Source organism: Pseudomonas sp. GW823-FHT04A03 (assembly GCF_058796615.1).
Genome location: NZ_JBXAIV010000008.1, coordinates 83,126 through 105,397, shown reverse-complemented (window position 1 = coordinate 105,397; position 22,272 = coordinate 83,126). Strand labels below are relative to the sequence as shown.

18 protein-coding genes are annotated in these 22,272 nt (G+C 60.6%); 9 read left to right on the top strand and 9 right to left on the bottom strand.

The window, feature by feature from the left end; all coding sequences use genetic code 11:
- Window positions 1-97: 97 nt before the first annotated feature.
- Window positions 98-793 (top strand): DNA-3-methyladenine glycosylase, encoded by a 696-nt coding sequence (locus AC1Q9F_RS20180; RefSeq protein ID WP_007958648.1) that lies wholly within the window; start codon window positions 98-100, stop codon window positions 791-793.
- Between the two features lie 55 nt (window positions 794-848).
- On the top strand, window positions 849-2,165 hold the full coding sequence (locus AC1Q9F_RS20175; RefSeq protein WP_273904855.1) for a bifunctional DedA family/phosphatase PAP2 family protein: 1,317 nt from the start codon (window positions 849-851) through the stop codon (window positions 2,163-2,165).
- Here AC1Q9F_RS20175 and AC1Q9F_RS20170 read toward each other — a convergent pair.
- Together AC1Q9F_RS20170 and AC1Q9F_RS20165 are read right to left on the bottom strand one after the other, a co-directional pair.
- The gene (locus AC1Q9F_RS20170) at window positions 2,162-2,740 is read right to left on the bottom strand and encodes a hypothetical protein (RefSeq protein ID WP_492620769.1); all 579 of its coding nucleotides are present in this window, start codon (window positions 2,738-2,740) and stop codon (window positions 2,162-2,164) included. The genes AC1Q9F_RS20175 and AC1Q9F_RS20170 overlap by 4 nt on opposite strands.
- A 48-nt stretch (window positions 2,741-2,788) precedes the next feature.
- Window positions 2,789-2,998 carry a hypothetical protein gene (locus AC1Q9F_RS20165; protein ID WP_492620770.1) on the bottom strand — a complete coding sequence of 70 codons (210 nt, stop codon included), beginning with the start codon at window positions 2,996-2,998 and terminating at the stop codon, window positions 2,789-2,791.
- Window positions 2,999-3,164: 166 nt separating this feature from the next.
- Here AC1Q9F_RS20165 and AC1Q9F_RS20160 point away from each other — a divergent pair, with 166 nt between their 5' ends.
- The gene (locus AC1Q9F_RS20160) at window positions 3,165-6,614 is read left to right on the top strand and encodes a calcium-binding protein (RefSeq protein WP_492620771.1); all 3,450 of its coding nucleotides are present in this window, start codon (window positions 3,165-3,167) and stop codon (window positions 6,612-6,614) included.
- 4 nt (window positions 6,615-6,618) lie between these two features.
- Window positions 6,619-8,298: a hypothetical protein gene (locus AC1Q9F_RS20155; protein ID WP_492620772.1), complete on the top strand. Its 1,680-nt coding sequence runs from the start codon at window positions 6,619-6,621 to the stop codon at window positions 8,296-8,298.
- Between the two features lie 12 nt (window positions 8,299-8,310).
- Here AC1Q9F_RS20155 and AC1Q9F_RS20150 read toward each other — a convergent pair whose 3' ends face one another.
- The 3 genes from AC1Q9F_RS20150 to AC1Q9F_RS20140 are packed head-to-tail and all read right to left on the bottom strand — an operon-like array spanning window position 8,311 to window position 9,990.
- A complete protein-coding gene (locus AC1Q9F_RS20150) occupies window positions 8,311-8,901 on the bottom strand; it encodes an LON peptidase substrate-binding domain-containing protein (protein WP_492620773.1) in 591 nt (196 codons plus the stop codon).
- Window positions 8,902-8,911: 10 nt separating this feature from the next.
- On the bottom strand, window positions 8,912-9,628 hold the full coding sequence (locus AC1Q9F_RS20145) for an LrgB family protein (protein ID WP_207984065.1): 717 nt from the start codon (window positions 9,626-9,628) through the stop codon (window positions 8,912-8,914).
- Window positions 9,628-9,990, bottom strand: a complete 363-nt coding sequence (locus AC1Q9F_RS20140; protein ID WP_007958636.1) for a CidA/LrgA family protein — start codon at window positions 9,988-9,990, stop codon at window positions 9,628-9,630. Before AC1Q9F_RS20140 ends, AC1Q9F_RS20145 begins: the two co-directional genes overlap by 1 nt.
- A gap of 193 nt (window positions 9,991-10,183) precedes the next feature.
- On the opposite strand from AC1Q9F_RS20140, the gene AC1Q9F_RS20135 reads away from it, so the two are divergent.
- From AC1Q9F_RS20135 to AC1Q9F_RS20120, 4 genes are all read left to right on the top strand, one after another.
- Window positions 10,184-10,639, top strand: coding sequence for a MaoC family dehydratase (locus AC1Q9F_RS20135; protein ID WP_007909575.1), 456 nt, complete (start codon window positions 10,184-10,186; stop codon window positions 10,637-10,639).
- A gap of 110 nt (window positions 10,640-10,749) precedes the next feature.
- Window positions 10,750-12,477, top strand: coding sequence for a C13 family peptidase (locus AC1Q9F_RS20130; protein ID WP_207984066.1), 1,728 nt, complete (start codon window positions 10,750-10,752; stop codon window positions 12,475-12,477).
- 27 nt (window positions 12,478-12,504) lie between these two features.
- Entirely contained in the window at window positions 12,505-13,146 is a 642-nt protein-coding gene (locus AC1Q9F_RS20125; RefSeq protein WP_007958634.1) for an oxidoreductase, read from the top strand.
- Between the two features lie 244 nt (window positions 13,147-13,390).
- Window positions 13,391-15,976, top strand: coding sequence for a hypothetical protein (locus tag AC1Q9F_RS20120; RefSeq protein ID WP_492620774.1), 2,586 nt, complete (start codon window positions 13,391-13,393; stop codon window positions 15,974-15,976).
- A gap of 43 nt (window positions 15,977-16,019) precedes the next feature.
- On the opposite strand, the gene AC1Q9F_RS20115 is transcribed toward AC1Q9F_RS20120, so the two are convergent.
- From AC1Q9F_RS20115 to AC1Q9F_RS20100, 4 genes are all read right to left on the bottom strand, one after another.
- Complete coding sequence (locus tag AC1Q9F_RS20115; RefSeq protein ID WP_039771878.1) at window positions 16,020-16,304, bottom strand: YceK/YidQ family lipoprotein; 285 nt, start codon at window positions 16,302-16,304, stop codon at window positions 16,020-16,022.
- Complete coding sequence (gene ubiX, locus AC1Q9F_RS20110; protein ID WP_207984068.1) at window positions 16,297-16,944, bottom strand: flavin prenyltransferase UbiX; 648 nt, start codon at window positions 16,942-16,944, stop codon at window positions 16,297-16,299. Before ubiX ends, AC1Q9F_RS20115 begins: the two co-directional genes overlap by 8 nt.
- A complete protein-coding gene (mpl, locus tag AC1Q9F_RS20105; protein ID WP_492620775.1) occupies window positions 16,941-18,290 on the bottom strand; it encodes a UDP-N-acetylmuramate:L-alanyl-gamma-D-glutamyl-meso-diaminopimelate ligase in 1,350 nt (449 codons plus the stop codon). Before mpl ends, ubiX begins: the two co-directional genes overlap by 4 nt.
- A gap of 194 nt (window positions 18,291-18,484) precedes the next feature.
- Entirely contained in the window at window positions 18,485-20,401 is a 1,917-nt protein-coding gene (locus AC1Q9F_RS20100; protein WP_492620776.1) for a sigma-54-dependent Fis family transcriptional regulator, read from the bottom strand.
- A 299-nt stretch (window positions 20,402-20,700) separates the two neighbouring features.
- Here AC1Q9F_RS20100 and exaC point away from each other — a divergent pair, with 299 nt between their 5' ends.
- A complete protein-coding gene (gene exaC / locus AC1Q9F_RS20095) occupies window positions 20,701-22,221 on the top strand; it encodes an acetaldehyde dehydrogenase ExaC (protein WP_085608772.1) in 1,521 nt (506 codons plus the stop codon).
- Window positions 22,222-22,272: the final 51 nt, after the last annotated feature.

Below are 22,272 nucleotides of genomic sequence, written 5' to 3'. Positions count from 1 at the left end.
TGGTCGAAATGGACGGCGATTTGCCGACGTTCAGCCGGGATTAAGCCGTGAATTGTTATCATCACGACCTCCTTCGCCTGGATAAACACTGTTTGCCATGTCCAACCTGACCGTTCGCGCCACCTCCGCGCGCCAGCCTGTCGGCCTTGCGGACGCCTTTTTCGACCGCGACGCCCAGACACTGGCCCGTGATCTGCTCGGTAAAGTTATCCGCCACCGCGTTGGCGATTTGTGGCTCAGCGCCCGAATCATCGAAACCGAAGCGTATTACTGCGAAGAAAAAGGCAGCCACGCGTCCCTCGGCTACACAGAAAAGCGTAAGGCTTTGTTTCTGGACGGCGGCCACATCTATATGTACTACGCCCGGGGCGGCGATTCGCTGAACTTCAGCGCGCAGGGTCCGGGCAATGCGGTGCTGATCAAATCGGCTTATCCGTGGGTCGACGAGATCAGCGGCCCGGCCAGTCTGGCTCAGATGCTGCTGAACAACCCCGATGCTCAGGGCCGTCCGCGTCCGTCGCAGAAACTGTGTGCCGGGCAAACGCTGCTGTGCAAGGCGCTGGGACTGAAAGTGCCGGTGTGGGATGCCAAGCGCTTCGACCACGAAATCCTGCTGGTGGAAGACACCGGCCCCGCGCCAACTCATGTGATTCAGACCACCCGCCTGGGCATTCCCCATGGCCGTGACGAACACTTGATGTATCGCTTCGTCGATGCGGCTTACGCCCAGTGGTGCACCCGGAACCCGCTGCGCCGGGGTCAGGTCGAAGGTCGCGATTATTTTCTGCTGTGAATGCACACCCCTTCGGCTCGCCGATCAGGGAAATCAATGAAATGGAGTGGTTTGTATGGGCCCATGGCTCGATAGCGTGACCGGGTGGCTGGCTGCCAATCCGCAGTGGCTGGCCGCTGCAGTGTTTGTCGTGGCCTGTGTGGAATGCCTGGCGATTGCCGGACTGATCGTGCCCGGCACGGTGCTGCTGTTTGCCGTGGCGGTGCTGGCTGGCAGCGGTGCACTGTCGTTGAGCGAAACCCTGTTGCTGGGTTTCCTCGGCGGGATTCTCGGCGATGTGATTTCGTATTTCCTCGGGCGCCACTTCCACCAGAACATCCGGCGTCTGCCGGGCCTGCGCCATCACCCGGAATGGATGGCCGGCGCGGAAACCTATTTCCAGCGCTACGGCATCGCCAGCCTGCTGGTCGGACGCTTCATCGGCCCGTTGCGACCGATGCTGCCGATGGTCGCCGGGATGTGCGACATGCCCTTCCCGCGCTTCGCCGCCGTGAGTCTGCTGGCAGCGGCCGGCTGGAGCCTCGCGTACCTGCTGCCGGGCTGGGCCACCGGGGCGGCGATTCGTCTGCCGTTGCCGGAAGGCTTCTGGCTGCAGGCCGGGATTGTCGCCGGCAGCATCGCGGTGATGGTCGGCCTGAGCGCCAACAGCAGCCTGCGCCGCCATCGCCGGGCGACGATCTGGATCAGCAGCATGAGCCTGTTGATCCTGATCGGCCTGTTCATCGGTTACCCGTACCTGACCGCCCTCGATCAGGGCGTCATGACCCTGGTGCAGGAACACCGCCGCCCGGCGCTGGATGAAGTGGCGGTGGTTTTCACCCTGATCGGTGAGTTCCGCAACATGCTGCTGTTCAGCGCCCTGCTGACTGCGCTGCTCCTGCTGTGCCGTCAGTGGCGCCACGCGATCTTCGTGGGCGGCACCTTGCTCGTCACGGCCCTGGCCAACACCGGCACCAAGATGTTTTTCGCCCGGGTGCGCCCGGAAGTGCTGACCGACCCGCTCACCAGCTACAGCATGCCCAGCGGTCATGCGTCCGGATCGTTCGCGCTGTTCCTGACCCTGGCCGTACTCGCCGGACGCGGGCAACCGCCGAGACTGCGACTGACCTGGTTGCTGATCGGCTGCATTCCGGCACTGGCGATTGCCTTGTCGCGGGTGTATCTGGGCGCGCACTGGCCGACGGATGTGCTGGCTGGCGCCATGCTTGCCGCGTGCGTGTGCGCCGCCGGGCTCTGGCTTAGCCAGCGGCAATCACCGCTCGGCGCCATGCCGCAGAAAGTCTGGTGGCTGGTGTTGCCGGCGCTGGTCGCCCTGTTCGGCTTCTTCGTGCTGCGACATTTGCCGCATACCCTGCTGCGGTACGCGTACTAGGCGGCAGGCTGCAGAGCCGAAGGATTGGTCCTCAAGACGAACGACACCGACGAAGGGTTGTAGGCATTGTGCCCGGTGTCGTTCGGATTCTTGTCCAGGAAGTACGTGAGCCCTTCCTTCGTTTCATGCTGAAACAGGCGCATCTTCTTCTCTACGCTGAACAGCGCCACAGAAACCGGGTTGGACGGCAGGTCACCAAAGGACTTGAGCTTTCCGGCATACGTTTCCAGCTCAAAGTAACTACCGCCACTTTTTGTGGCCAGAAGATGCCTTGTACTTTGATCAAGTCGAAGCCGCCAATTAAAGTAACGACCGGCCGTTTTTATATTAATGGCATATCGCCCCTGATAATCCGGAACAAACTCCAACAACAGCGGCTCGGCATCATCATGATCCGCGAGTGTCACGATTGGCGAACTGATTTCATCATTCAGGGAAATCTCCGCATTCAACCTCTGCCCCGTGGTGATTCGCGGTTGTTTCAAACGTTGTTCCATGACTTGATAATTGAGCACCAGCGGAAGTCCATCCGCAAACAGTTGCCCCGTGAAGGTAATATTATTGGCATCAGACATGTGAAGGTTCTCTTCTTGTTAAAAACGGAGTGAACAACAGACAGGATTTCATTTACCAGCAGCCTGGGCCGGATCGTTCTTCACCCGCTTGCGCTTGCGGCGCTCAAGCACCATGGAATCCGCGTAGTAGCCGGCAGCCTTGAGGACAATGTCGGTATTCAGATCAACGCCCGCATGTTTGAAAATATACTTTCCGGCAATATCGTCCCAGAACGCCCATTCATCTTCATAAATTGTCACACCGTTCTCCTTGTTCATGAAACCCGCTTCCTGCGAGTCGGGTTCAACGCTAAATCAAAAACATCTCACAGACCACTTCAAAGGCAATACAAAAAACAACAATACAATCGGCAAAACAATAACAACTGAACACATCCACCCTTCATGCCAGAGTCACCCGACACTTCATCAAAGAGTATTGATTTTGGCCAAACCCTTTAACATCAATCCTGAAACTATTCTTACAGCCCCCATAACAATTTCCGACATTATCACTCCATCAAATTCAACGGCGGCCGAAACCGATACAACGCCCGGCAAAGTTCCCGACCTCAGCGATCTGGACAAACTGTTCGGGCCGCTTCGATTTGGCGAACTGACCGTGAGCCGCCAGACACTTCAGGCGCTGGGTGCCCGGGTCAATGGCAAGGCCATTACAGCCGCCAACACGTACTTCTCCGAGCCAGATCAGTTTTTTACCGATGGGCTGGAATTCGATCCCGTCCAGGTTGATCAGCGGATCAAGTCAGTCGACGGTGAGGAGCGCCAACGAGTACCGGAATTACTCTACGAAATCGCTACCCTGCGCTCCCCCGATGCAGCACCGCTTCTGCGCGAAATATCCGCCAGTGATGCTGAACATCCTCTGCAGAAAATCAGCAAACTGCTGACCGCCACCCAAAAGCTGGATATCCACAGAAGCCCTTTGCCCGAACACCTGCCGGGCTGGGTGGACAAGGCCAAAAGTCGCGGGATGACCAGCATGGGTGCCGGACTTCAGGCGTACGGACTTTACAGCGCCTACATGGGAGCCATCGACGGCCTCAAAAAAGGCCGGATGGGCGAAGTGCTGATCAACGCGGGGGGTGCTTTCGCCGAAATCACTTCACTGGGCCTTGAATACGCGCTTAACAAGACCGGTGAACAGATGATCCGTCAGGGCTCCATGGCCCTCGAGCAATTCGGCAAGACCACCATGGGCAAATGGCTGTGCCGGGGCGCGGGCCTGATTGCCAGCGTGCTGACGTTGCCCTTCGACATCTACACCGCCATCAAGTCCTTCAACGATGCCGCCAAGGCCCAGGGCAAGGAAGCTCAGGATCTGTATGTCACCGGTGGGCTGAGCGTGTTCAGCGGCGCGCTGTCCATTGCCCTGGGCTGCGCGGCCCTGATGGGCTTTCAGGCGGCAGGCCCGGTGGGGATTGCAGCAGCGGCGATCATGATCGTCGGTGCCCGAATCTATGGCGCCGCACGCATGGTCGACGACATCGACGATTACATCGAGCTGACCGTGCACGAACGCTGGCGTGCCGGCTGGTTCGCGTTCACCGGACAAAGCCAGGACAAGGCGCTGATGGAGCGCTACCTGGTTGCAAAGACCACGAGCGACTACGCCAAAGCCTTGAAGACCCGCAGCCTTGGCTGGCTCGACAATGAGTTCAAGGAAAGCGTCGACGTGATCGTCAATGGCCGTTTCGAGGTTACGTTGCAGCCGGCTCGCCTCCATCGTTTCCAATGGGATGAAAGCAAAGGCGAAACGCCCTATACCATCGAAAACCGCCCTGTCATCAGCGATACGGATGACACCTACGACGCCAAGAAGGGATTACCCGACTCGGGCGCTGTCATCGCCAGTGCGAAAAGCGACCCGGCGAAAGGAGTCTTCTGGAACCTGGGCGGCGGCCACGACAAGGTTCAAGGCGTCGAGGACAAGCCGAACTTCTTCAGCTATGCCAGCGGCCGTAAAACCCTCGACGGCGGCAACAAGGATGACTCCTTTCTGTTTCAGTCGGCATCCGAAGCGCTGTCTGACGACCCGGCCAGCGTCAGTGAGCTGTCCGGCGGTGACGGTACCGATCTGCTCTGGCTGCAAGGCAAACACAAAAACCAAGACCCTGTCGCCAACCCGCCGCTCCATATCGGTTTTGAAATCGACCTGAAAAACGGCAGGCTGGCGGTGCGCCCTGTGGACCCGTCGCGTGAGCCGGTGCTGCATTCAACCTTCAAGTCCATCGAAAAGGTCGAGACACTGGCCGGCGCGTTCAACCGCGTGACCGGTTCCGATCACCCCGATACCATTGCCGCCAATGGCAATGATCGCGTCGATGCCGGGGCCGGCGATGACCGCATCGCCGTCCGCGGCTTTCATGGCACCGTCGATGGAGGCAGCGGCAGCGATACCTATGAAATTGCCCCGAACTGTCTCAAGGTTTCACTGCACGAGGATGGCCAGGAACCGAGCACCGTCTATCTGGGCGTGACACTCGAAGCCATCCAGCGCTGGTACGTGCGCAATGACGCGATAGTCATTGAATCCCTGCGCGACGACGACATCCGGTCACCCATGCGGGAACTGGTGCTGGAGGCGGTGTACCGGACGGTCGATGGCAAACGCACCCTGCGCAACGACAAATGGACGTTCATTACACAGGACGGCTACCACTTGCAGCCCGGGTGGCCTGCCGAAACCCCGGACCTGGCCGACCAGACCGTGAAAGTGACCGTTCTAACTGTCGGCACGACGAAAACCTCGCCGGTGCCGGTCAATGATCGCCCTTGCAGGATTTCCAACAAACCGCACTCGTACTACTTCATCTCGCGCCAGATCCGCCATGCCATTCTGATGGCAACGCCACACGCAAATCCGACCCGAAGCACTCTGTACGTCGACCGCGACAGCACGGAAATTGATGAAGTCCGGGCGATTTATACCGTTACCAAAACCAGGCCAAATGCATTCACGCTGCTCAGCTACACGAACATTCACCACACCATCACGTTCCACGAGGGTGGTGGCCTGCTTTCGTTGCACGGTGCTGCAAGTGAAAATCCGGGCAAGAAACGCGACATGGGAGCCGGAATCCTGGCCTCCGGCTGGCAGATGAATCACCCGCTGACGCTGGTCATGCGAGACGGGGTTTCCTATCACCTCGACTTTCCACGTCCCACGTATCTAAACGACGCAAGGAACCCGGGTTATACCGTTGTGCAAAGCCGCACCGCGCTGCGCGAGCGAGCCGGCCGGTATATCTTCGTCAGGCCCTCTGTCGAGAAACGCACGCTGAAAGCAACCCCGCAGCGGGTCGACTTTCAGGCCGCCGAACATAACGCGACCTATTGGCTGGAGGGACGGTCGTCCAGCTATGAACTGTTTCCCGCCAGCGCAACGTCCATCCGGCTGTCCACTGCAGACGCAGATGCCCAAATCTCGGGCTCTTCCACCTGGCTCATTCACACTCGACATCTGGAGGAGCAGATCAGCCACCGAGACCTCGCCATCAAGGACAACCTCCTCAGAATCGGCAGCATCCGGATTCAACTGCCGGACAGCAACGATCCGCTGCTGCCACTGGAAACCATCGAAGTCGTGGTCTCCTCGGGAAACCGCTATCGGATCAATGCACTGTTCGAGGTGATCGGTCTGTGCGCCATCGATGCCCGAGCCTACACATCGGCTCAGGCCATCGCCCAGGACATTCGTGAACATCAACGGCGTGAAGAGCTTGAGTCCGACGAAGTGTCGGTTCACCACATTCACCTGAGCGAAACCGCTGCCGGCAAGATTTCATACAACGTTGCCACCCACGTCTGGAGCAGCGAAACCACTCCGTCCCGCTCGATATCTGTCGAGCACCTGATCATCGTCAAGGAATGACACCATGCGACCAAAACCACCTTCGCCGCCAGGCTTTGCCAAAGGCAATACGGCCGCCGACTCGCTTGCTGAACGCCCACGATTGCGACCGCAAGCGCCAGACCCGCAGCTACCGCATTTGTTGCCAGACCTGACGGCCGCGCATCAGCGAAACCCGGGACACACCCCGCCTCTCGCGGACACACCCGGATTGCCGAAAATCGAAGTGTCTGACCTGCCGGTCGCTTCCCGGGAAACGGCGACCGGACTGGACAGTTACCGTTTGAACCCCGGATTGCTGCGCAACCTGCAACCGGCAAACGAGGACGGTCTGCGCTACATCGTCGGACGCGCGTTCGTCGATGTGAAAGACGGCGGCACGGTGCATGTGGAATTCGATGCCGAGCTGGGCACTTATCGGGCCATGGATCTGTACAAAAAGTTGTCTCCCGGGCCTGCGCTCTACAGAAACACCGGTGAGTCGACCTGGAGCCCGGCCTCGCATAACCCTTCGAAACGCCCCCATTCCCAGGTCAGTAACGTTGATACGCCGGTGCCGGCCAAACAAGCGCAGACCTCTCCTTTGTCGGCGCATGAAGCCACCACCCGACTGCTGAGTGACTCGTTGCTCACGTTGCACCCATTTTTGACGCTCGGTCAACGCGTCGAACTTTTGCGCGCCTATAACCTGTCGCCACGCCAACACATCCGGTTGCACAGTGATCTGACCGCCAATCCCCGGGTGATGCCGGAGTGGGCCGAGCAGCATCACTTACGCTCCCGGGACGAGAACGATCCGACCCGCTTCGATCAACTGCATGAGGAAATCGAACCGCTGCTACTGCCCGTGAGGAACGGAACACTGCGCAGCGATCTGGTGGACTTCGACAAAAGTGTCACCCGCGAATTTCTCGACGCCTTTCTGACCCGACTCGGTTACCTGCGCAACAGCAGCGACTGCCTGTACCGCACCGATATTCCGGGCCTGTTCAGGGCCGATGAACGCACGCCTTTCGAGTTCTACAACGACGGACGCATGCTGCCTCGCCTGAAACACCCACGCGGCGCCACGACCGAAAAACCGATCAGTGCCACGGTCAGCCATCAGTTGGTCAAGAGATATGGTGCCAGGGGCACCGAGGCTCCCGATCCGGAATACCTGCGTTACAACAGCCAGAGAAACAAATACCCAGGCAGGAAACCGGGTGAATCGGACAACGAGTCGGGGAACTCCGACAACGACTGGTCCGATGCATCGGACGTAGAACTGGACACGGAACGCAATTACGAGACGATCCGCCACGACCAGCAGTTCATCTTCTCTTACGTCATCGATACCCGAAGGATGGAGGTGGTCCTCAATGAAGAGAACCATTTGCTCAATCTGGCGGCACGGGAAAAGAATGCCTGGTTTCCGGAAGACGAACTCGAAGCCCTGATTTCAACGTCCAAGCGAGGTATCGAATCAGAGCGTCTGTGGCTGCTCGACTCGACCTTCACGCGCGCCGCGAAGGTCGACGACGTTGCCGCTGCCGCCCAAATCAGCTACATCGGCAATGACATCGAGGCACGGACCCACAGTGGTGTGGCCAATCAGCGTGAATACGATGCCTTGATCGATAAGGTGGCCAAGGCCGGCAAGCCGATCCTTGCATTGCCAGGTGGCCGGGACTGGTTCGCCAATGACATCGTCTGGCCCGTATAACCGGGCCGAGCCTTAAGCGAACAACTCGCCCTGCAATTCATCGAGCAGCGCCTGGATCGCATCCAGTCGCTGCTGCGGGTCGTCGAGTTGCAGCAAATCGATCTTGTCTTCCTCGGCGAACGGCAGCAGATACGCCAACTGATTGGCCAGCGATTGCTGGCCCGCCGCTTCGATGCCCATTTTCAGCGCCTCGACCATCGGGTGCTCGGCCAGGGCCTTGAGCAGCGCCACCAGATCGGCGTCTTCATCCTGCAAGGGTTGCTCGGGTTCTTCGTCCAGCCACTCGACGTCAGCGACGATCAGTTGATCTCGCTGCACTTCGGTGCGCTGCACAATGAACCGGCGCCCGCCCTGCACCCGGATGCCCAGCAGTCCGTTGTCCTGCTGCTGGAAATCGGTGATGCGCGCTTCGCAGCCGACCAGGGCGAAACCTTCCGGTGCGACGCCGACTTCGCTGCCTTCCAGGATGCACACCACACCGAACCCGCCGCCCTGTTTCATGCAGCGGCCGATCATGTCCAGGTAGCGCGCCTCGAAGATCTGCAAATCCAGATTGCAGCCGGGAAACAGCACAGTGTTCAGCGGAAAAAGCGGCAGACTCATAGACATTTCCTTACACCACCATCGACACCGCCAACGGCAGGAACACCGCCGTGGCCACGCCCATCAGACTCATCGCCAGCGCCGCGAAGGCGCCGCACTCATCGCTTTCCTGCAACGCCACCGAGGTGCCGACTGCATGCGCCGTCATGCCCAGCGCCATGCCGCGTGCCTCGGGGCTGTGCACGCCCAGACGCGTCAGCAGCGCCGGGCCGAAGATCGCGCCGATCACCCCGGTGATCAACACAAACACCGCCGCCAGTGCCGCGACACCGCCGATCTGCTCGGCCACCAGCATGGCGATCGGCGAGGTCACCGATTTGGGCGCCATGGTCATCAGGATCATGTGATCGGCGCCGAACCACCAGCCCAGCGCCACGCCCATGCCCGTGGCGACCACGCCGCCTATCACCAGCGTAGTAAAAATCGGCCAGAACAATTGGCGGATGCGCCGCAGATTCAGATACAGCGGCACCGCCAGCGCAACGGTCGCCGGGCCCAGCAGAATGCTGAGGATCTCGGTGCTCTTGCGGTACTCGGCATAGGTCAGGCCGCAGCCGACCAGCACGCCGATCACCAATAGCATCGAGACCAGCACCGGTTGCAGAAAGATCCAGCGGGTTTTCTCGAACGCCGCCAGCACCAGTTGATACGCCCCCAGGGTGATGCCGATGCCGAACAAGGGATGGTGAATCACCGACGTCCAGGCACCTTGCCAGTCGAACAGCATCAGGATTCCTCCGAATGCGGCGCGTGACGCTTGACCAGCCGTTGCATCAGCACGCCGGCAAAGGCCATCGACAGAATCAACGAGACCACCAGCGCACCGACGATGGCCCAGAAATCCGCGGCAATCGCCGTGGCATACACCATCACGCCCACCGCCGGCGGCACCAGCAGCAATGGCAGATAACGCAGCAGACTACCGGCGGCGAGGTTCAGCGGCTCGCCGACCTCACCGCGCACGATCAGGAATACCAGCAACAGCAAAAGGCCGATGATCGGCCCCGGCAGCACCGGCAACAGCAAATGATTGAGGGCCGTGCCGAGCAATTGAAACAGCACCAGCATGGTCAGGCCGCGTAGCAACATCCGTCATCTCCGTCCGACATCCCGCCAAGCACGGGCCGGGCATTATAAGCACGCCTGCGCTATGGATCGGCATTCGCCAAAAGCATGGTCGGTTGACCTGAGCAAATCGCCATGATGATCTACAGTGGTTCGCAGGGCGGTCAAATCCCCCACCTGAAAAACTATAAAACCGATGAACCCAAGGAGAGTCTCAATGCCCTATGTTCCAGTTGCAGAGCTCAAAGATTATGTCGGCAAGGAACTCGGACGTTCCGAATGGCTCACCATCGATCAGGAGCGTATCAACCTGTTCGCCGAAGCCACCGGGGATTACCAGTTCATCCATGTCGACCCGGTCAAAGCCGCGCAAACGCCATTTGGCAGCACCATTGCACACGGTTTTCTGTCGTTGTCGCTGATCCCCAAACTGATGGAAGACATCCTGATCCTGCCGCAAGGCGTGAAGATGGTGGTCAACTACGGCCTGGACAGCGTGCGTTTCATCCAGCCGGTCAAGGTCAATTCAAAGGTCCGGCTCAAAGTCGACCTCGGTGAGGTGACCGAGAAAAAACCTGGCCAGTGGCTGCTCAAGGCCACCGCCACTTTGGAGATCGAAGGCTCGGACAAACCGGCCTACATCGCCGAACCGCTGTCGCTCTGCTTCGTTTAAGCGCCTGGATGCGAAGCGGCTCACGCTGTTTCGCATCCGCTCCTCCCCGCCGGCTGTATAAGGTCACATAGCTGCGGCATACTCGGTCGCCTAATTGCCCGGATCCCGCTATGCGCTCATTCGCTCCTCTTGCTCCCCTTGCCTTGACCCTGTTGCTGGCCGCGTGTGGCGACGGCGAATCGCTGTTGCCGCCGGATGCGCGCCTGCCCGACGGCGGCCGCTATCGCGGTGAACTGGTCGATGGCTTGCTGCAAGGCCAGGGCCGGGTCGACTACCCCAACGGCAGCTGGTACGCCGGGGCGTTCGACAAGGGGCAATGGCATGGCCAGGGCGAATGGCACGGCAGCAATGGCGAGGTCTACCGCGGCAACTTTCAGCAAGGACTGTTCGACGGCCAGGGCACACTGACCACCACGGCCGGGAGCTACACCGGCGGTTTCAAGCTGGGTCGGCGCGACGGCGAAGGCACCCTCAAAGAAAACGCGATGACCTATCGCGGCGAATTCAAGGCCGACCAGTATTCCGGGCTCGGTCGCCTCGAGCTGGATGACGGCAGTTCCTATCAGGGCCAGTTCGCCCACGGCAAACCCAACGGCGAAGGCCAGCGCGGCGATGCCAGCGGCAATCAGTTCACCGGCCATTTCGTCAGCGGCCAGCTCGAAGGCAACGGCACCTTCAACAGTGCCGACGGCGACATCTACGTCGGCGGCTTCAAGAACAATCAATTGCACGGCAAGGGCCGCTACGAAAACGCCGATGGCGATGTCTGGCTCGGGCAGTTCAAGGAAGGCGCGCTGACCGGCAAGGGCGAACTGATCGGCGCCGACGGCAGCCACTACATCGGCTACTTCAATGATTGGCGCTTCAGCGGTCAGGGCCGCCTGAACCTGGCCGATGGCAGTTTCTACGTCGGCGGATTCGACAGCGACAGCTATTCCGGACGCGGCACTCTGGTGCTTACCGATGGCAGCGTGCTCAGCGGCACCTGGATCAACGGCCAGCGGGTACGCGATGCGGACGGCAAGTTGCTGCCGGACACCCTCGAACTCGGCCTGCTGGCCCAGGGTCGCCTGCTCGATGAAGCGCTGGCCAATGTGCCGGCCTCGACCCCGGCGGTGGAGCTGTACACCCTGACCCTCGGTGGCGATGGCAAGCAGAGCGTGTTCCTGCGTGAATCCGATTATGTGGCCAACATGCTCGCCAGCCGCTTCGGCGCCTTTGGCCAGATTCGTCTGGTCAACCATCGCGACCACCTCGGCGACCGGCCGATGGCCACCCGCGAGAACCTGCGCCGCGCCGCCCTGACCCTGGCCGAACGCAGCGGCCCGGAAGACCTGGTGTTCATTTACCTGACCAGCCACGGCACCGCCGAACACGAACTGGTGCTCGACCAGCCGCGCATGGAACTGGCCGACCTGCCCGCCGACGAACTCGCCGCCGTGCTCGCGCCGCTGAAGAATCGAGACAAGATCATCGTCATCTCCTCGTGCTATTCCGGGGGCTTCATTCCGGCACTGAAGGATGAACGCACGCTGATCATGACCGCCTCGCGCGCCGACCGCGTGTCGTTCGGCTGCTCCGAGGAGGCCAACTTCACCTACTTCGGCGACGCCCTGTTTGCCCAGGCGCTGAACCAGACCGACGACCTGGAGCAAGCCTTCAAACTGGCCAAGGCCACCGTCGCCGAGCGCGAACTGGCGGACAGCTTCGAAGCCTCTGAACCGCAGATCTGGGCGCCGAAAACCGTGCTGGCCCATTGGCAACTGCTACGTAAACAGCAAGCGAGAAAAGCATTGCAAAGTGCTGCGTTGAACGACGGAGCGATAAAGAGCAACTAAGCTGAACAGTATCAAGGGAGAGACACTATGTACTTGACGCCTCAGCATGTCTTGCTTGCCGGAGCCACCGGATTGACCGGTGAACATCTGCTCGACCGCCTGCTCAACGAGCCGACGATCAGCCGCGTCCTTGCCCCCTCACGCCGGCCGCTGGCTGAACATCCGCATCTGGAAAACCCGGTCGGCGATCCACAGACCTTCCTGCCGCAACTGGCCGGTCGGGTCGACATCGCCTATTGCTGCCTCGGCACCACCATCAAACAGGCCGGCTCCGAAGAAGCGTTTCGCGCCGTGGATCTGGACATGGTGGTGGCCTTCGCCAAGCGCGCACGGGAAATGGGCGCACGGCACCTGATCGTGATCAGCGCCCTGGGGGCCGATCGCCGGTCCTCGGTGTTCTACAACCGGGTCAAAGGCGAGATGGAATACGCATTGCGCGCGCAGGACTGGCCGCAGCTGACCATTTGCCGACCATCCTTGTTGCTCGGCGAACGCAGCGAGCCTCGTCTGGGCGAGCAGCTTGCCGCGCCGTTCTCGAAACTGATTCCCGGCAAATACCGCGGCATCGAAGCCTGCCAACTGGCCCGCGCCATGTGGCGCCTGGCGCTGGAGGAGCAGGATGGTGTGCGGATTGTCGAGTCGGATGAGCTGAGAAAACTCGGCAAGTAAGCTCACTCGCCACAGCGGTTCAACGCGGATCCCGGGTAACCATTTCCAATGAAGCTCGGGGATCTTGCGTGAACTGGCCGACATTCGAAATGAAGTGAATCGAATCCACCCGCGTGTAGTAACTATCTACCACGTGCCCCTTCCCTTTCATGGATAACGTGCCCTCCAGCACACCTGCGTCTACGGCCATTCCGCCACGGGATGACACCACAGCACGTCAGGCAATCAATGAAAGGACTCCTTGATGGCACCGCAAACAAAAACGTCGAAAGGCACCAGCAAAACGCCCCCCACCCTCGACAGGTCGAGTCCGGAAACATCGCCAACCCAGCGTCATGATTTCCCGGGTTCGATTCGATTCCCGGAAACAGACAGCGCCAGCCGCCCCACGGAGGCGCCCGCACGCCACTCTTCAAGTGACACATTGCCCGCGATACAGATTCAGGATCTGACCCACCCGGCTGGAGACACTGAAGGAGGCTCAACCAGCAATCCACACACGAGCGGCTCGATCCGTCACTACGAATTGCCGACGCAACTGCGAACGCGATTGCCTGCCGTCAACACCGAAGGGTTGCGGGTTCACAGGGGACGCATTTATGCCGAGGTCCAATACACCACGACCACGACGGTCATGGTGGCCTGGGACGAAGGCCTCGGCACCTACCGAGCCATGCGGTCACAGGAAGCGCAGCCGTCCGGCCCCTTCCTGCATTTCGACCCCGACAGCAATACCTGGCGGGTCACTGAGCCGCAGATTGTCAGTCAGACCCTCGAATCCACGGTACACCGACAGGCAGACAACACCGACGCTAACCCCGCGCAGCCCCATCTGCCGGGACCCGCCCGGACGCAACCGACCATTGCAGCGATTTACGTCGACACTCGACATTACGTATGGAACAGCGCCGCCAACAATCACCATGGCTATGTGGTCCTGCACCGAAAAATGCGCCGGACCGACGAGGTCGGGCCGCTGCTGCATCATGCGTTCATGGATGATAGCGGCTCGTTTGTCAGTGTTGAGCCCTCCGCTTCGCGAATCGATCAGCCAGCCGAGCTGCTATCTGCCTGGACAGACCGCGACCTCTGGGATCTCTACGGGATACAGGGGGCAGAAATCACCCGGTTCCGCAGCGAAGCGACCAGTACCGGCAAGAAACCTCTGTGGGCGACCGTTCGGGCGCAACGGATGGAGAACGCTTACCTGTTTGACGAGCTATACCGCTGGTCTGGCATGGACATGGATCGCGACCTGTTCAACAGCCTCCTGATCCATCAGAACCGCACGCCCGCCCAATGGGCAGAGCACCTCCAGTCGGTCACCTTGCACCGAACCCCATCTGGCCCGCAAACGCCGTTGCCGAGCCCGCCGACACCCGGCTCGCCCTCCCCACGCCCATCAACACCCGACACATCAGGGACAGCCGACGCCACGCTTGCCTATGGTGATCAGCGCCACTACACCTGGGATCTCGACAAGTCGAATTTTCATGGCTATGTCGAGCTGCAGCGCAAGCCTGGCCTGAATGACAATCATGGACCGCTCACCCAACTGGCGTTTCGTGAAGGTGCCAGACTGACTGTCGTCGAGCCCACCGGTTACCCGATCTACAAAGAGAATGTTCTGCGCCCGTTCTGGCGGGACGTCGACATCTGGAACCTTTACAGGATCGAAGGCCCCGACATCGTGCGCTTTCGTCGAGACGTTGCGCTTCATCAGAAACCGCCCGGCTGGGTCAAGCAGAGGGAATACCCTTCCCAGCGTGAACAATTGATCGACTACTTGAGGCTGTGGACCAATCCTGATTCCCCGCTCAAATCACGGGAGCAAATCCTCGCCCGGTTTCAGCCCTACAACCTCTCCGTAATGCAACTGGTGCGACTGTGCAAGGAGCTGTCGCCAGCAGGGCAGTTCAAGAACCTGATCAATGATGAGGTGCCTGCGTGGGTCAAGACCCATCAATATCGCACCCGGCTGGTAACCAACGAAAAACTCTTCGATCCGTTTCTGCCGGAAATCGATGCGGAAATCATCCGGCTGAGAAATCAGGGAGAAGGCACCAGCCTGCTGAAGGCCAGTCTGACCGAACCCTTCTTTCAGGAGCTTTTGCGGCTCAGTGGCTTCAAACGCAACACGCACAATTATCTGTACCGAACCGACATTCCCGCCGTGTTCAAAGTGGATGACCGGACACCATTCGATATAGCACGGCCCGCTGCCATGGTCCCGCGCGTGGTATCGGCCGGGGGCGCCACGAGCGAAATACCCGTGAGTGCAATGTTCAGCCTCAAGACCGCCATGGACTTTGCGAATGAAACAAAGGCATTAGCAGGCAAGGAGGCGCACCAGACGAGCAGCGGAACTTCGACGCCCCCCGCTCAACGCATCCGGTTTTGCTACCTGCTCGATACCCGCAATGTGGAGGTCGTTGCGGGACAGGATAATCGCGCCTACAACCCGACACGGCTTGAACGAAGCTACGCCGACGGAAAAACGTGGTTCCCGAGCATGAAGATGGAGGGCCACGTATCGATGTCGTCGATCGGCTTCACGTCGAGGCGCGTCTGGCTGGTCAACTCGGGCATGACCCGCGCGGCGACAGTGGAAGATATCCATTTGCAGGCGTTGAAGCACGCAACGGGATCGGATCAAAACCCTGCCGACGCCATCGAGTCCCGCACGCGGGCAGGAGAATTGAACCGGGACGAATATGACGGGTTGATCGATGAAGTGGCGACAGCTGGCAAACGCATTATCGAGTTGCCGGCAGGTCAGGAAATCTTTTCCGACGACATCGTCTTTCCACCCGAAACGATCACGTTGTAGGGCGTTTCAAAGGCTCGACCCAGTGTGGTCTAGCCTTTGAGTTTCATAGTCCGCCAGTCGCCTGGAATCCCACGCCGATCACAGTCAGCAACGACAACGGCAATAGCAGCGTGTCGAGCAATGCGCTGGCCGGCAGGTCCACACCGGGATAGCTCGGAGCCTCGGCGCCGAACCGATCCATTGCACAACAACCGCCATTCATCGCATACAGATCCAGCCGCGTGCCGGAATACACCACCGGCGCGCCGGGCTTGGCAGCATCAAGCGTGCGCGCGGTGGCGCATCCGGTCAGTTGCAAGATCAGCAGGATCGCCAGCAGCTTATTCATCGCTGCTCAGATGGTGTTCGCCCCAACGCGGCAGCATGTCCTGGGGAATGCCCAACAGATTGAGAATCCGCGCCACCACAAAATCGATCAGGTCATCGATGGTCTGCGGCTGATGATAAAAGCCCGGCGAGGCCGGCAGGATGGTCACGCCCATGTTCGACAGCTTGAGCATGTGCTCCAGGTGAATGCTCGAATACGGCGCTTCGCGCGGCACCAGAATCAACTGACGACGCTCCTTCAACGTCACGTCCGCCGCCCGCTCGATCAGGTTGTTGCAGGCGCCGGTGGCAATGGCCGACAAGGTGCCGGTCGAGCACGGCACCACCACCATCGCCGCCGGAGCGCCGGAACCCGAGGCCACCGGCGACATCCAGTCTTCTTTGCCGTACACGCGAATCTGCCCGGCGGCTGCGCCGGTGTATTCGGTGAGGAACGCCTGCATCATTTGCGGCTTGGCCGGCAGCGACACGTCCGTCTCGGTGGCCATCACCAGTTGCGCGGCCTTGGAGATCAGGAAGTGCACCTCGCGATCCTCGCGCACCAGACAATCCAGCAGGCGCAGGCCGTACTGGGCGCCGGACGCGCCGGTCATCGCCAGCGTGATGCGTTCAGGGCCATTGCTCTGCAAACGATTGTTCATTTCAGCGCCTCGGCGAGTTTGCCGTGCAGGCCGCCGAAACCGCCGTTGCTCATGATCACCACGTGAGTGCCGGGCTGGGCCTGGCTCTTCACGCGTTCGATGATGCCTTCCAGCGAGTCGCTGACAATCGACGGCACGGTGCACAGTGCGGCGGTGCATGCGAGATCCCAGCCGAGGTTGGCCGGGGCGTACCAGATCACCTGATCGGCATCGACCACGCTGTCCGGCAGACCGTCACGATGGGCGCCGAGCTTCATCGAGTTGGAGCGTGGCTCGATGATTGCGATCAGCGGCGCATCGCCAATGCGTTTGCGCAGGCCATCAAGGGTGGTGGCAATTGCAGTCGGGTGGTGGGCGAAGTCGTCGTAGATGGTGATGCCGCGCACTTCCGCGACTTTCTCCATCCGGCGCTTGACGCTCTTGAATGCGCTCAATCCGGCAATGCCCATCGACGGCACAACGCCGACGTGACGCGCGGCCGCCAAAGTTGCCAAGGCGTTGGCAACGTTGTGCTGACCGGTCAGTTCCCACTCGACCACGCCTTGAGACACGCCTTCGAACATAACTTCGAACGCCGAGCCGTCGTCTTTCAGCAACTTGACCTGCCACTGACCGCCGGCACCGGTGGTTTGCACCGGGGTCCAGCAGCCCATCTCGATCACGCGCTGCAAGGCCGGCTCGGTGGTCGGGTGGATCACCAGGCCTTCGCTCGGAATGGTCCGCACCAAGTGGTGGAACTGCCGCTCGATGGCTGGAAGATCCGGGAAGATGTCAGCGTGATCGAACTCAAGGTTGTTGAGGATCGCCGTACGCGGACGGTAGTGGACGAACTTCGAACGCTTGTCGAAGAATGCGCTGTCGTACTCGTCGGCCTCGATCACGAAGAACGGCGTGCCGCCCAGACGGGCCGACACCGAGAAATTCTGTGGTACGCCGCCGATCAGGAAGCCCGGGCTCATGCCGGCATGTTCCAGCACCCAGGCGAGCATGCTGCTGGTGGTGGTCTTGCCGTGCGTACCGGCAACCGCCAGCACCCAGCGACCTTGCAGCACATGGTCGGCCAGCCATTGCGGGCCGGAAACGTACGGCAGGCCTTTGTTCAGCACATATTCCACTGCCGGATTGCCGCGGGACATGGCGTTGCCGATCACCACCAGATCCGGTGCCGGATCAAGCTGCGCCGGGTCGTAACCCTGAGTCAGCTGAATGCCCTGGGCTTCGAGCTGGGTGCTCATCGGCGGATAGACGTTGGCATCGGAGCCGGTCACGTGATGGCCCAGCTCTTTGGCCAGAACCGCCATCGAGCCCATGAAAGTCCCGCAGATACCCAGAATATGAATGTGCATAGTCGACCTCGTAAAACATGGCCGCAGGTTAGCGCAGGGAGGGGGAAATGGCACTCTTTAGCTGATCACCCGACCTTGATCGTTCCCACGCTCCGCGTTGGAATGCAGCGCAGGACGCTCTGCGTCCAAAAGCGGACGCGGAGCGTCCGGGGAGGCGTTCCCACGCAGAGCGTGGGAACGATCGGCAGGAGTATTCAGGCAGTTCGGGCAATCCCGTGCTTGCGCAGTTTTCTATAAAGCGTATTGCGGCTCACGCCGAGCTGCTGCGCGGTGTGGGTCATGTGCCAGCGCGTGTGCTCCAGGGCATTGAGCAGCGCCAGCCGCTCGGCATCCTCCAGCGGCTGCCCGGATGACACTTCATCGGTCTTGACCAACAACGGCTGCACCTGCCGAAACATGGCGGGCAGATCATCCAGCCCGATCCGCCCTTCATCGCACAGCGCCGCCAGCGTACGCAGCACATTGCGCATCTGCCGCACATTGCCCGGCCAGTTGAACCCGAGCAATGCCTGACGCGCCGGCTCTTCGATCAGGATCGCTTCTCCGCCCGCCTCTTCGGCCAGCAGGAAATCCAGTAACTGCGACTTGTCACTGCGCTCGCGCAATGGCGGCAACGCCACTTCCAGCCCGTTGAGCCGGTAATACAGGTCTTCACGGAAACTGCCGTCGCCAACCCGCTCCAGCAGATTGCGGTGGGTGGCGCTGATGATCCGCACGTTGACCGCTTCCGGCTCGCCGCCGATCGGCACCACTTGCCGGTCTTCCAGCACTCGCAGCAAACGGGTCTGCAGGGCCAGCGGCATGTCGCCGATTTCATCGAGGAACAGCGTGCCGCCATCGGCCTGCTGCAACTTGCCGCGCATGCCGTCCTTGCGCGCACCGGTGAAACTGCCGCCGCGATAACCGAACAGCTCGCTCTCGATCAGGCTTTCGGGAATTGCCGCGCAGTTGAGAGCAACGAACGCTTTGCCGGCGCGCTGACTGGCGTTGTGCACAGCCTTGGCGAATGCCTCTTTGCCGGAACCGGTTTCGCCATTGATCAGCAGTGGAACGTCGCGCTCGAACACCCGCAGCGATTTGCGGAAACCTGCCTGCAAGGCCGCATCCCCGAGACAAATCCCCGCAAGACGCGGCTGTTCCACAGGCGCCGGAACCGGCGCTACCTGCAGCGGCCGGCGGGTTTCGCCGCGCAGCACCGCAAACAGATACCGCCCATCGCGAGTACGCAGCGGCCAACTGGCGCTGGCATTGGCACTGGCGCGCCCGAGCAATTCATCCAGCGAACAATCGAAAAACGCCTCCACCGGTTTGCCCAGCAAACCACCGCGAATATGGCCGAGCAGATTCAATGCACTCTGATTGACCCCGCTGATCCGCCCTTCCCCGTCAAACGCCAGCAGCCCTTCGCTGAACAGCCCGACGGACTCGGCCTGAAGATGGAATCGCAACAACCATTGATTATCGAAGCAACGCAGGAAATAGCAGCTCTCGATCATCTTCGCCGACAGATTGACCAGCGCCATCGTGTGGAACTGGCTCTGGCGCGAGACGTCGTGCCGCGCGGAGGAAACATCGAGCACCGCCAGCAGTTCGCCGTGCGGGTCGAACACCGGGCTCGCCGAGCAGGTCAGCCCGGTATGGCGGCCGCGAAAGTGTTCGTCTTGATGAATCGTCAGGGCCTGACGCTCGACAAGGCAGGTGCCGATGCCGTTGGTGCCCTCGCAGGCCTCGCTCCAGTCGGAACCCAGCCACAGGCCGGCGCGTTCGAAGATCTTGCGTTCGGCGGGGGCGGTGACGCAGTTGAGGATCACCCCGCGCGCGTCGGTCAGCAGTACCGCATGCCCGGCGCCGGAGAGTTGTTGATGCAGGCTGCTCATTTCATTGCCGGCGATCTGCAATACCTGTTGCAGCCGTTCGCGGCTTTCGAGAACCCGACCGTGTTCGAGCACGGTCGGCGCCATGGTCAGGGCCGGGTCGAGGTGATAGTCCTCAAGACAACGCAGCCACGAGCGGGCAATCGACGGGTCGGCACCAGGGCCATGCAGGTGCGGCTTTCCCTGGGTGACGGTGAGAACCTGTTGGGCATGGCGACTCAAATGGTTGTCGTGCATTTCTTATTATTCTCCCCGAGGCTCATCGGCCCATGCGTGAAGTGGTGCCCAGCATCCTCCAGCCAACCGGTCTTTGCAATGCTGGCAAGACCGCCCGGTCACGGGTTGTGCCAGAAGCGGTACAAAATGTCACCCGGGCTGTACCGATACCGTCACAGACGCTTGCCACTTGTCCGACAGAAATCACGCAAGGCCTTGATTTGCCTGACTCGCACGGCAGTGGCCCGACCTTTGCTCTACGCTTATAGCAAGCGCTCATGCGCGTCTCTCTGATAAGTACAACAGCCAAGGAGAACATCATGCGTTACGCTCACCCCGGTACTGAAGGCGCCAAAGTCTCGTTCAAGAGCAAGTACGGTAACTACATCGGCGGCGAGTTCGTCGCGCCTGTAAAAGGTCAGTACTTCACCAATACCTCGCCAGTCAATGGCCAACCGATTGCCGAATTCCCGCGCTCCACGGCCGAAGACATCGAAAAAGCCCTGGACGCCGCTCACGCCGCTGCCGATGCCTGGGGCTCGACCTCCGCCCAGGCCCGCTCGCTGGTCCTGCTGAAAATCGCCGACCGCATCGAACAGAACCTCGAAACCCTGGCGATCACCGAAACCTGGGACAACGGCAAAGCCATCCGCGAAACCCTCAACGCCGACATCCCGCTGGCCGCCGACCACTTCCGTTATTTCGCCGGGTGCTTGCGCGCCCAGGAAGGCAGCGCCGCCGAGATCGACGGCAACACCGTCGCTTATCACATCCATGAACCGCTGGGCGTGGTCGGCCAGATCATCCCGTGGAACTTCCCGATCCTGATGGCCGCGTGGAAACTCGCCCCGGCCCTGGCCGCCGGCAACTGCGTGGTACTCAAACCTGCCGAGCAAACCCCGCTGGGCATCAGCGTGCTGCTGGAACTGATCGGCGACCTGCTGCCGCCGGGCGTGCTGAACGTGGTGCAAGGGTTCGGCAAAGAAGCCGGCGAAGCCCTGGCCACCAGCAAGCGCATCGCCAAGATCGCCTTCACCGGCTCGACCCCGGTCGGCTCGCACATCATGAAATGCGCCGCCGAAAACATCATTCCGTCCACCGTGGAACTGGGCGGCAAGTCGCCGAACATCTTCTTCGAAGACATCATGCAGGCCGAGCCAAGCTTCATTGAAAAAGCTGCTGAAGGCCTGGTGCTGGCGTTCTTCAACCAGGGTGAAGTCTGCACCTGCCCGTCCCGTGCACTGGTTCAGGAATCGATCTATCCGCAGTTCATGGAAGCGGTGATGAAGAAGGTCAGCCAGATCAAACGTGGCGACCCGCTCGACACCGACACCATGGTTGGCGCCCAGGCGTCCGAGCAGCAATTCGACAAGATCCTTTCGTACCTGGAAATCGCCAAGGGCGAAGGTGCCGAACTGCTGACCGGCGGCAAGGTGGAAAAACTCGAAGGCAACCTGGCCTCCGGTTATTACATCCAGCCGACCCTGCTCAAGGGCACCAACAAAATGCGCGTGTTCCAGGAAGAAATCTTCGGCCCGGTGGTGAGCATCACCACCTTCAAGGACGAAGCCGAAGCTCTGGCGATTGCTAACGACACCGAGTTCGGCCTGGGCGCCGGCCTCTGGACCCGCGACATCAACCGCGCCTATCGCATGGGCCGCGCCATCAAGGCCGGTCGTGTGTGGACCAACTGCTACCACCTGTACCCGGCGCACGCCGCGTTTGGCGGGTACAAGAAATCCGGCGTCGGTCGTGAAACCCACAAGATGATGCTCGACCACTACCAACAGACCAAAAACCTGCTGGTGAGCTACGACATCAATCCGCTGGGCTTCTTCTAAAAAACCGGGCGACACCGAACTATCGGTGTCGCCCTTTTCATCCCGATGACA

Bases quoted from the DNA above. Each gene is read 5' to 3' on its own strand.
- AC1Q9F_RS20120 (WP_492620774.1), top strand. From the start codon at position 13,391: ATGGCACCGCAAACAAAAACGTCGAAAGGCACCAGCAAAACGCCCCCC.
- AC1Q9F_RS20175 (WP_273904855.1), top strand. From the start codon at position 849: ATGGGCCCATGGCTCGATAGCGTGACCGGGTGGCTGGCTGCCAATCCG.
- AC1Q9F_RS20125 (WP_007958634.1), top strand. From the start codon at position 12,505: ATGTACTTGACGCCTCAGCATGTCTTGCTTGCCGGAGCCACCGGATTG.
- AC1Q9F_RS20115 (WP_039771878.1), bottom strand. From the start codon at position 16,304: ATGAATAAGCTGCTGGCGATCCTGCTGATCTTGCAACTGACCGGATGC.
- exaC (WP_085608772.1), top strand. From the start codon at position 20,701: ATGCGTTACGCTCACCCCGGTACTGAAGGCGCCAAAGTCTCGTTCAAG.
- AC1Q9F_RS20145 (WP_207984065.1), bottom strand. From the start codon at position 9,628: ATGCTGTTCGACTGGCAAGGTGCCTGGACGTCGGTGATTCACCATCCC.
- AC1Q9F_RS20165 (WP_492620770.1), bottom strand. From the start codon at position 2,998: ATGAACAAGGAGAACGGTGTGACAATTTATGAAGATGAATGGGCGTTC.
- AC1Q9F_RS20170 (WP_492620769.1), bottom strand. From the start codon at position 2,740: ATGTCTGATGCCAATAATATTACCTTCACGGGGCAACTGTTTGCGGAT.
- AC1Q9F_RS20155 (WP_492620772.1), top strand. From the start codon at position 6,619: ATGCGACCAAAACCACCTTCGCCGCCAGGCTTTGCCAAAGGCAATACG.
- mpl (WP_492620775.1), bottom strand. From the start codon at position 18,290: ATGCACATTCATATTCTGGGTATCTGCGGGACTTTCATGGGCTCGATG.
- AC1Q9F_RS20150 (WP_492620773.1), bottom strand. From the start codon at position 8,901: ATGAGTCTGCCGCTTTTTCCGCTGAACACTGTGCTGTTTCCCGGCTGC.
- AC1Q9F_RS20180 (WP_007958648.1), top strand. From the start codon at position 98: ATGTCCAACCTGACCGTTCGCGCCACCTCCGCGCGCCAGCCTGTCGGC.
- AC1Q9F_RS20135 (WP_007909575.1), top strand. From the start codon at position 10,184: ATGCCCTATGTTCCAGTTGCAGAGCTCAAAGATTATGTCGGCAAGGAA.
- AC1Q9F_RS20130 (WP_207984066.1), top strand. From the start codon at position 10,750: ATGCGCTCATTCGCTCCTCTTGCTCCCCTTGCCTTGACCCTGTTGCTG.
- ubiX (WP_207984068.1), bottom strand. From the start codon at position 16,944: ATGAACAATCGTTTGCAGAGCAATGGCCCTGAACGCATCACGCTGGCG.
- AC1Q9F_RS20100 (WP_492620776.1), bottom strand. From the start codon at position 20,401: ATGCACGACAACCATTTGAGTCGCCATGCCCAACAGGTTCTCACCGTC.
- AC1Q9F_RS20140 (WP_007958636.1), bottom strand. From the start codon at position 9,990: ATGTTGCTACGCGGCCTGACCATGCTGGTGCTGTTTCAATTGCTCGGC.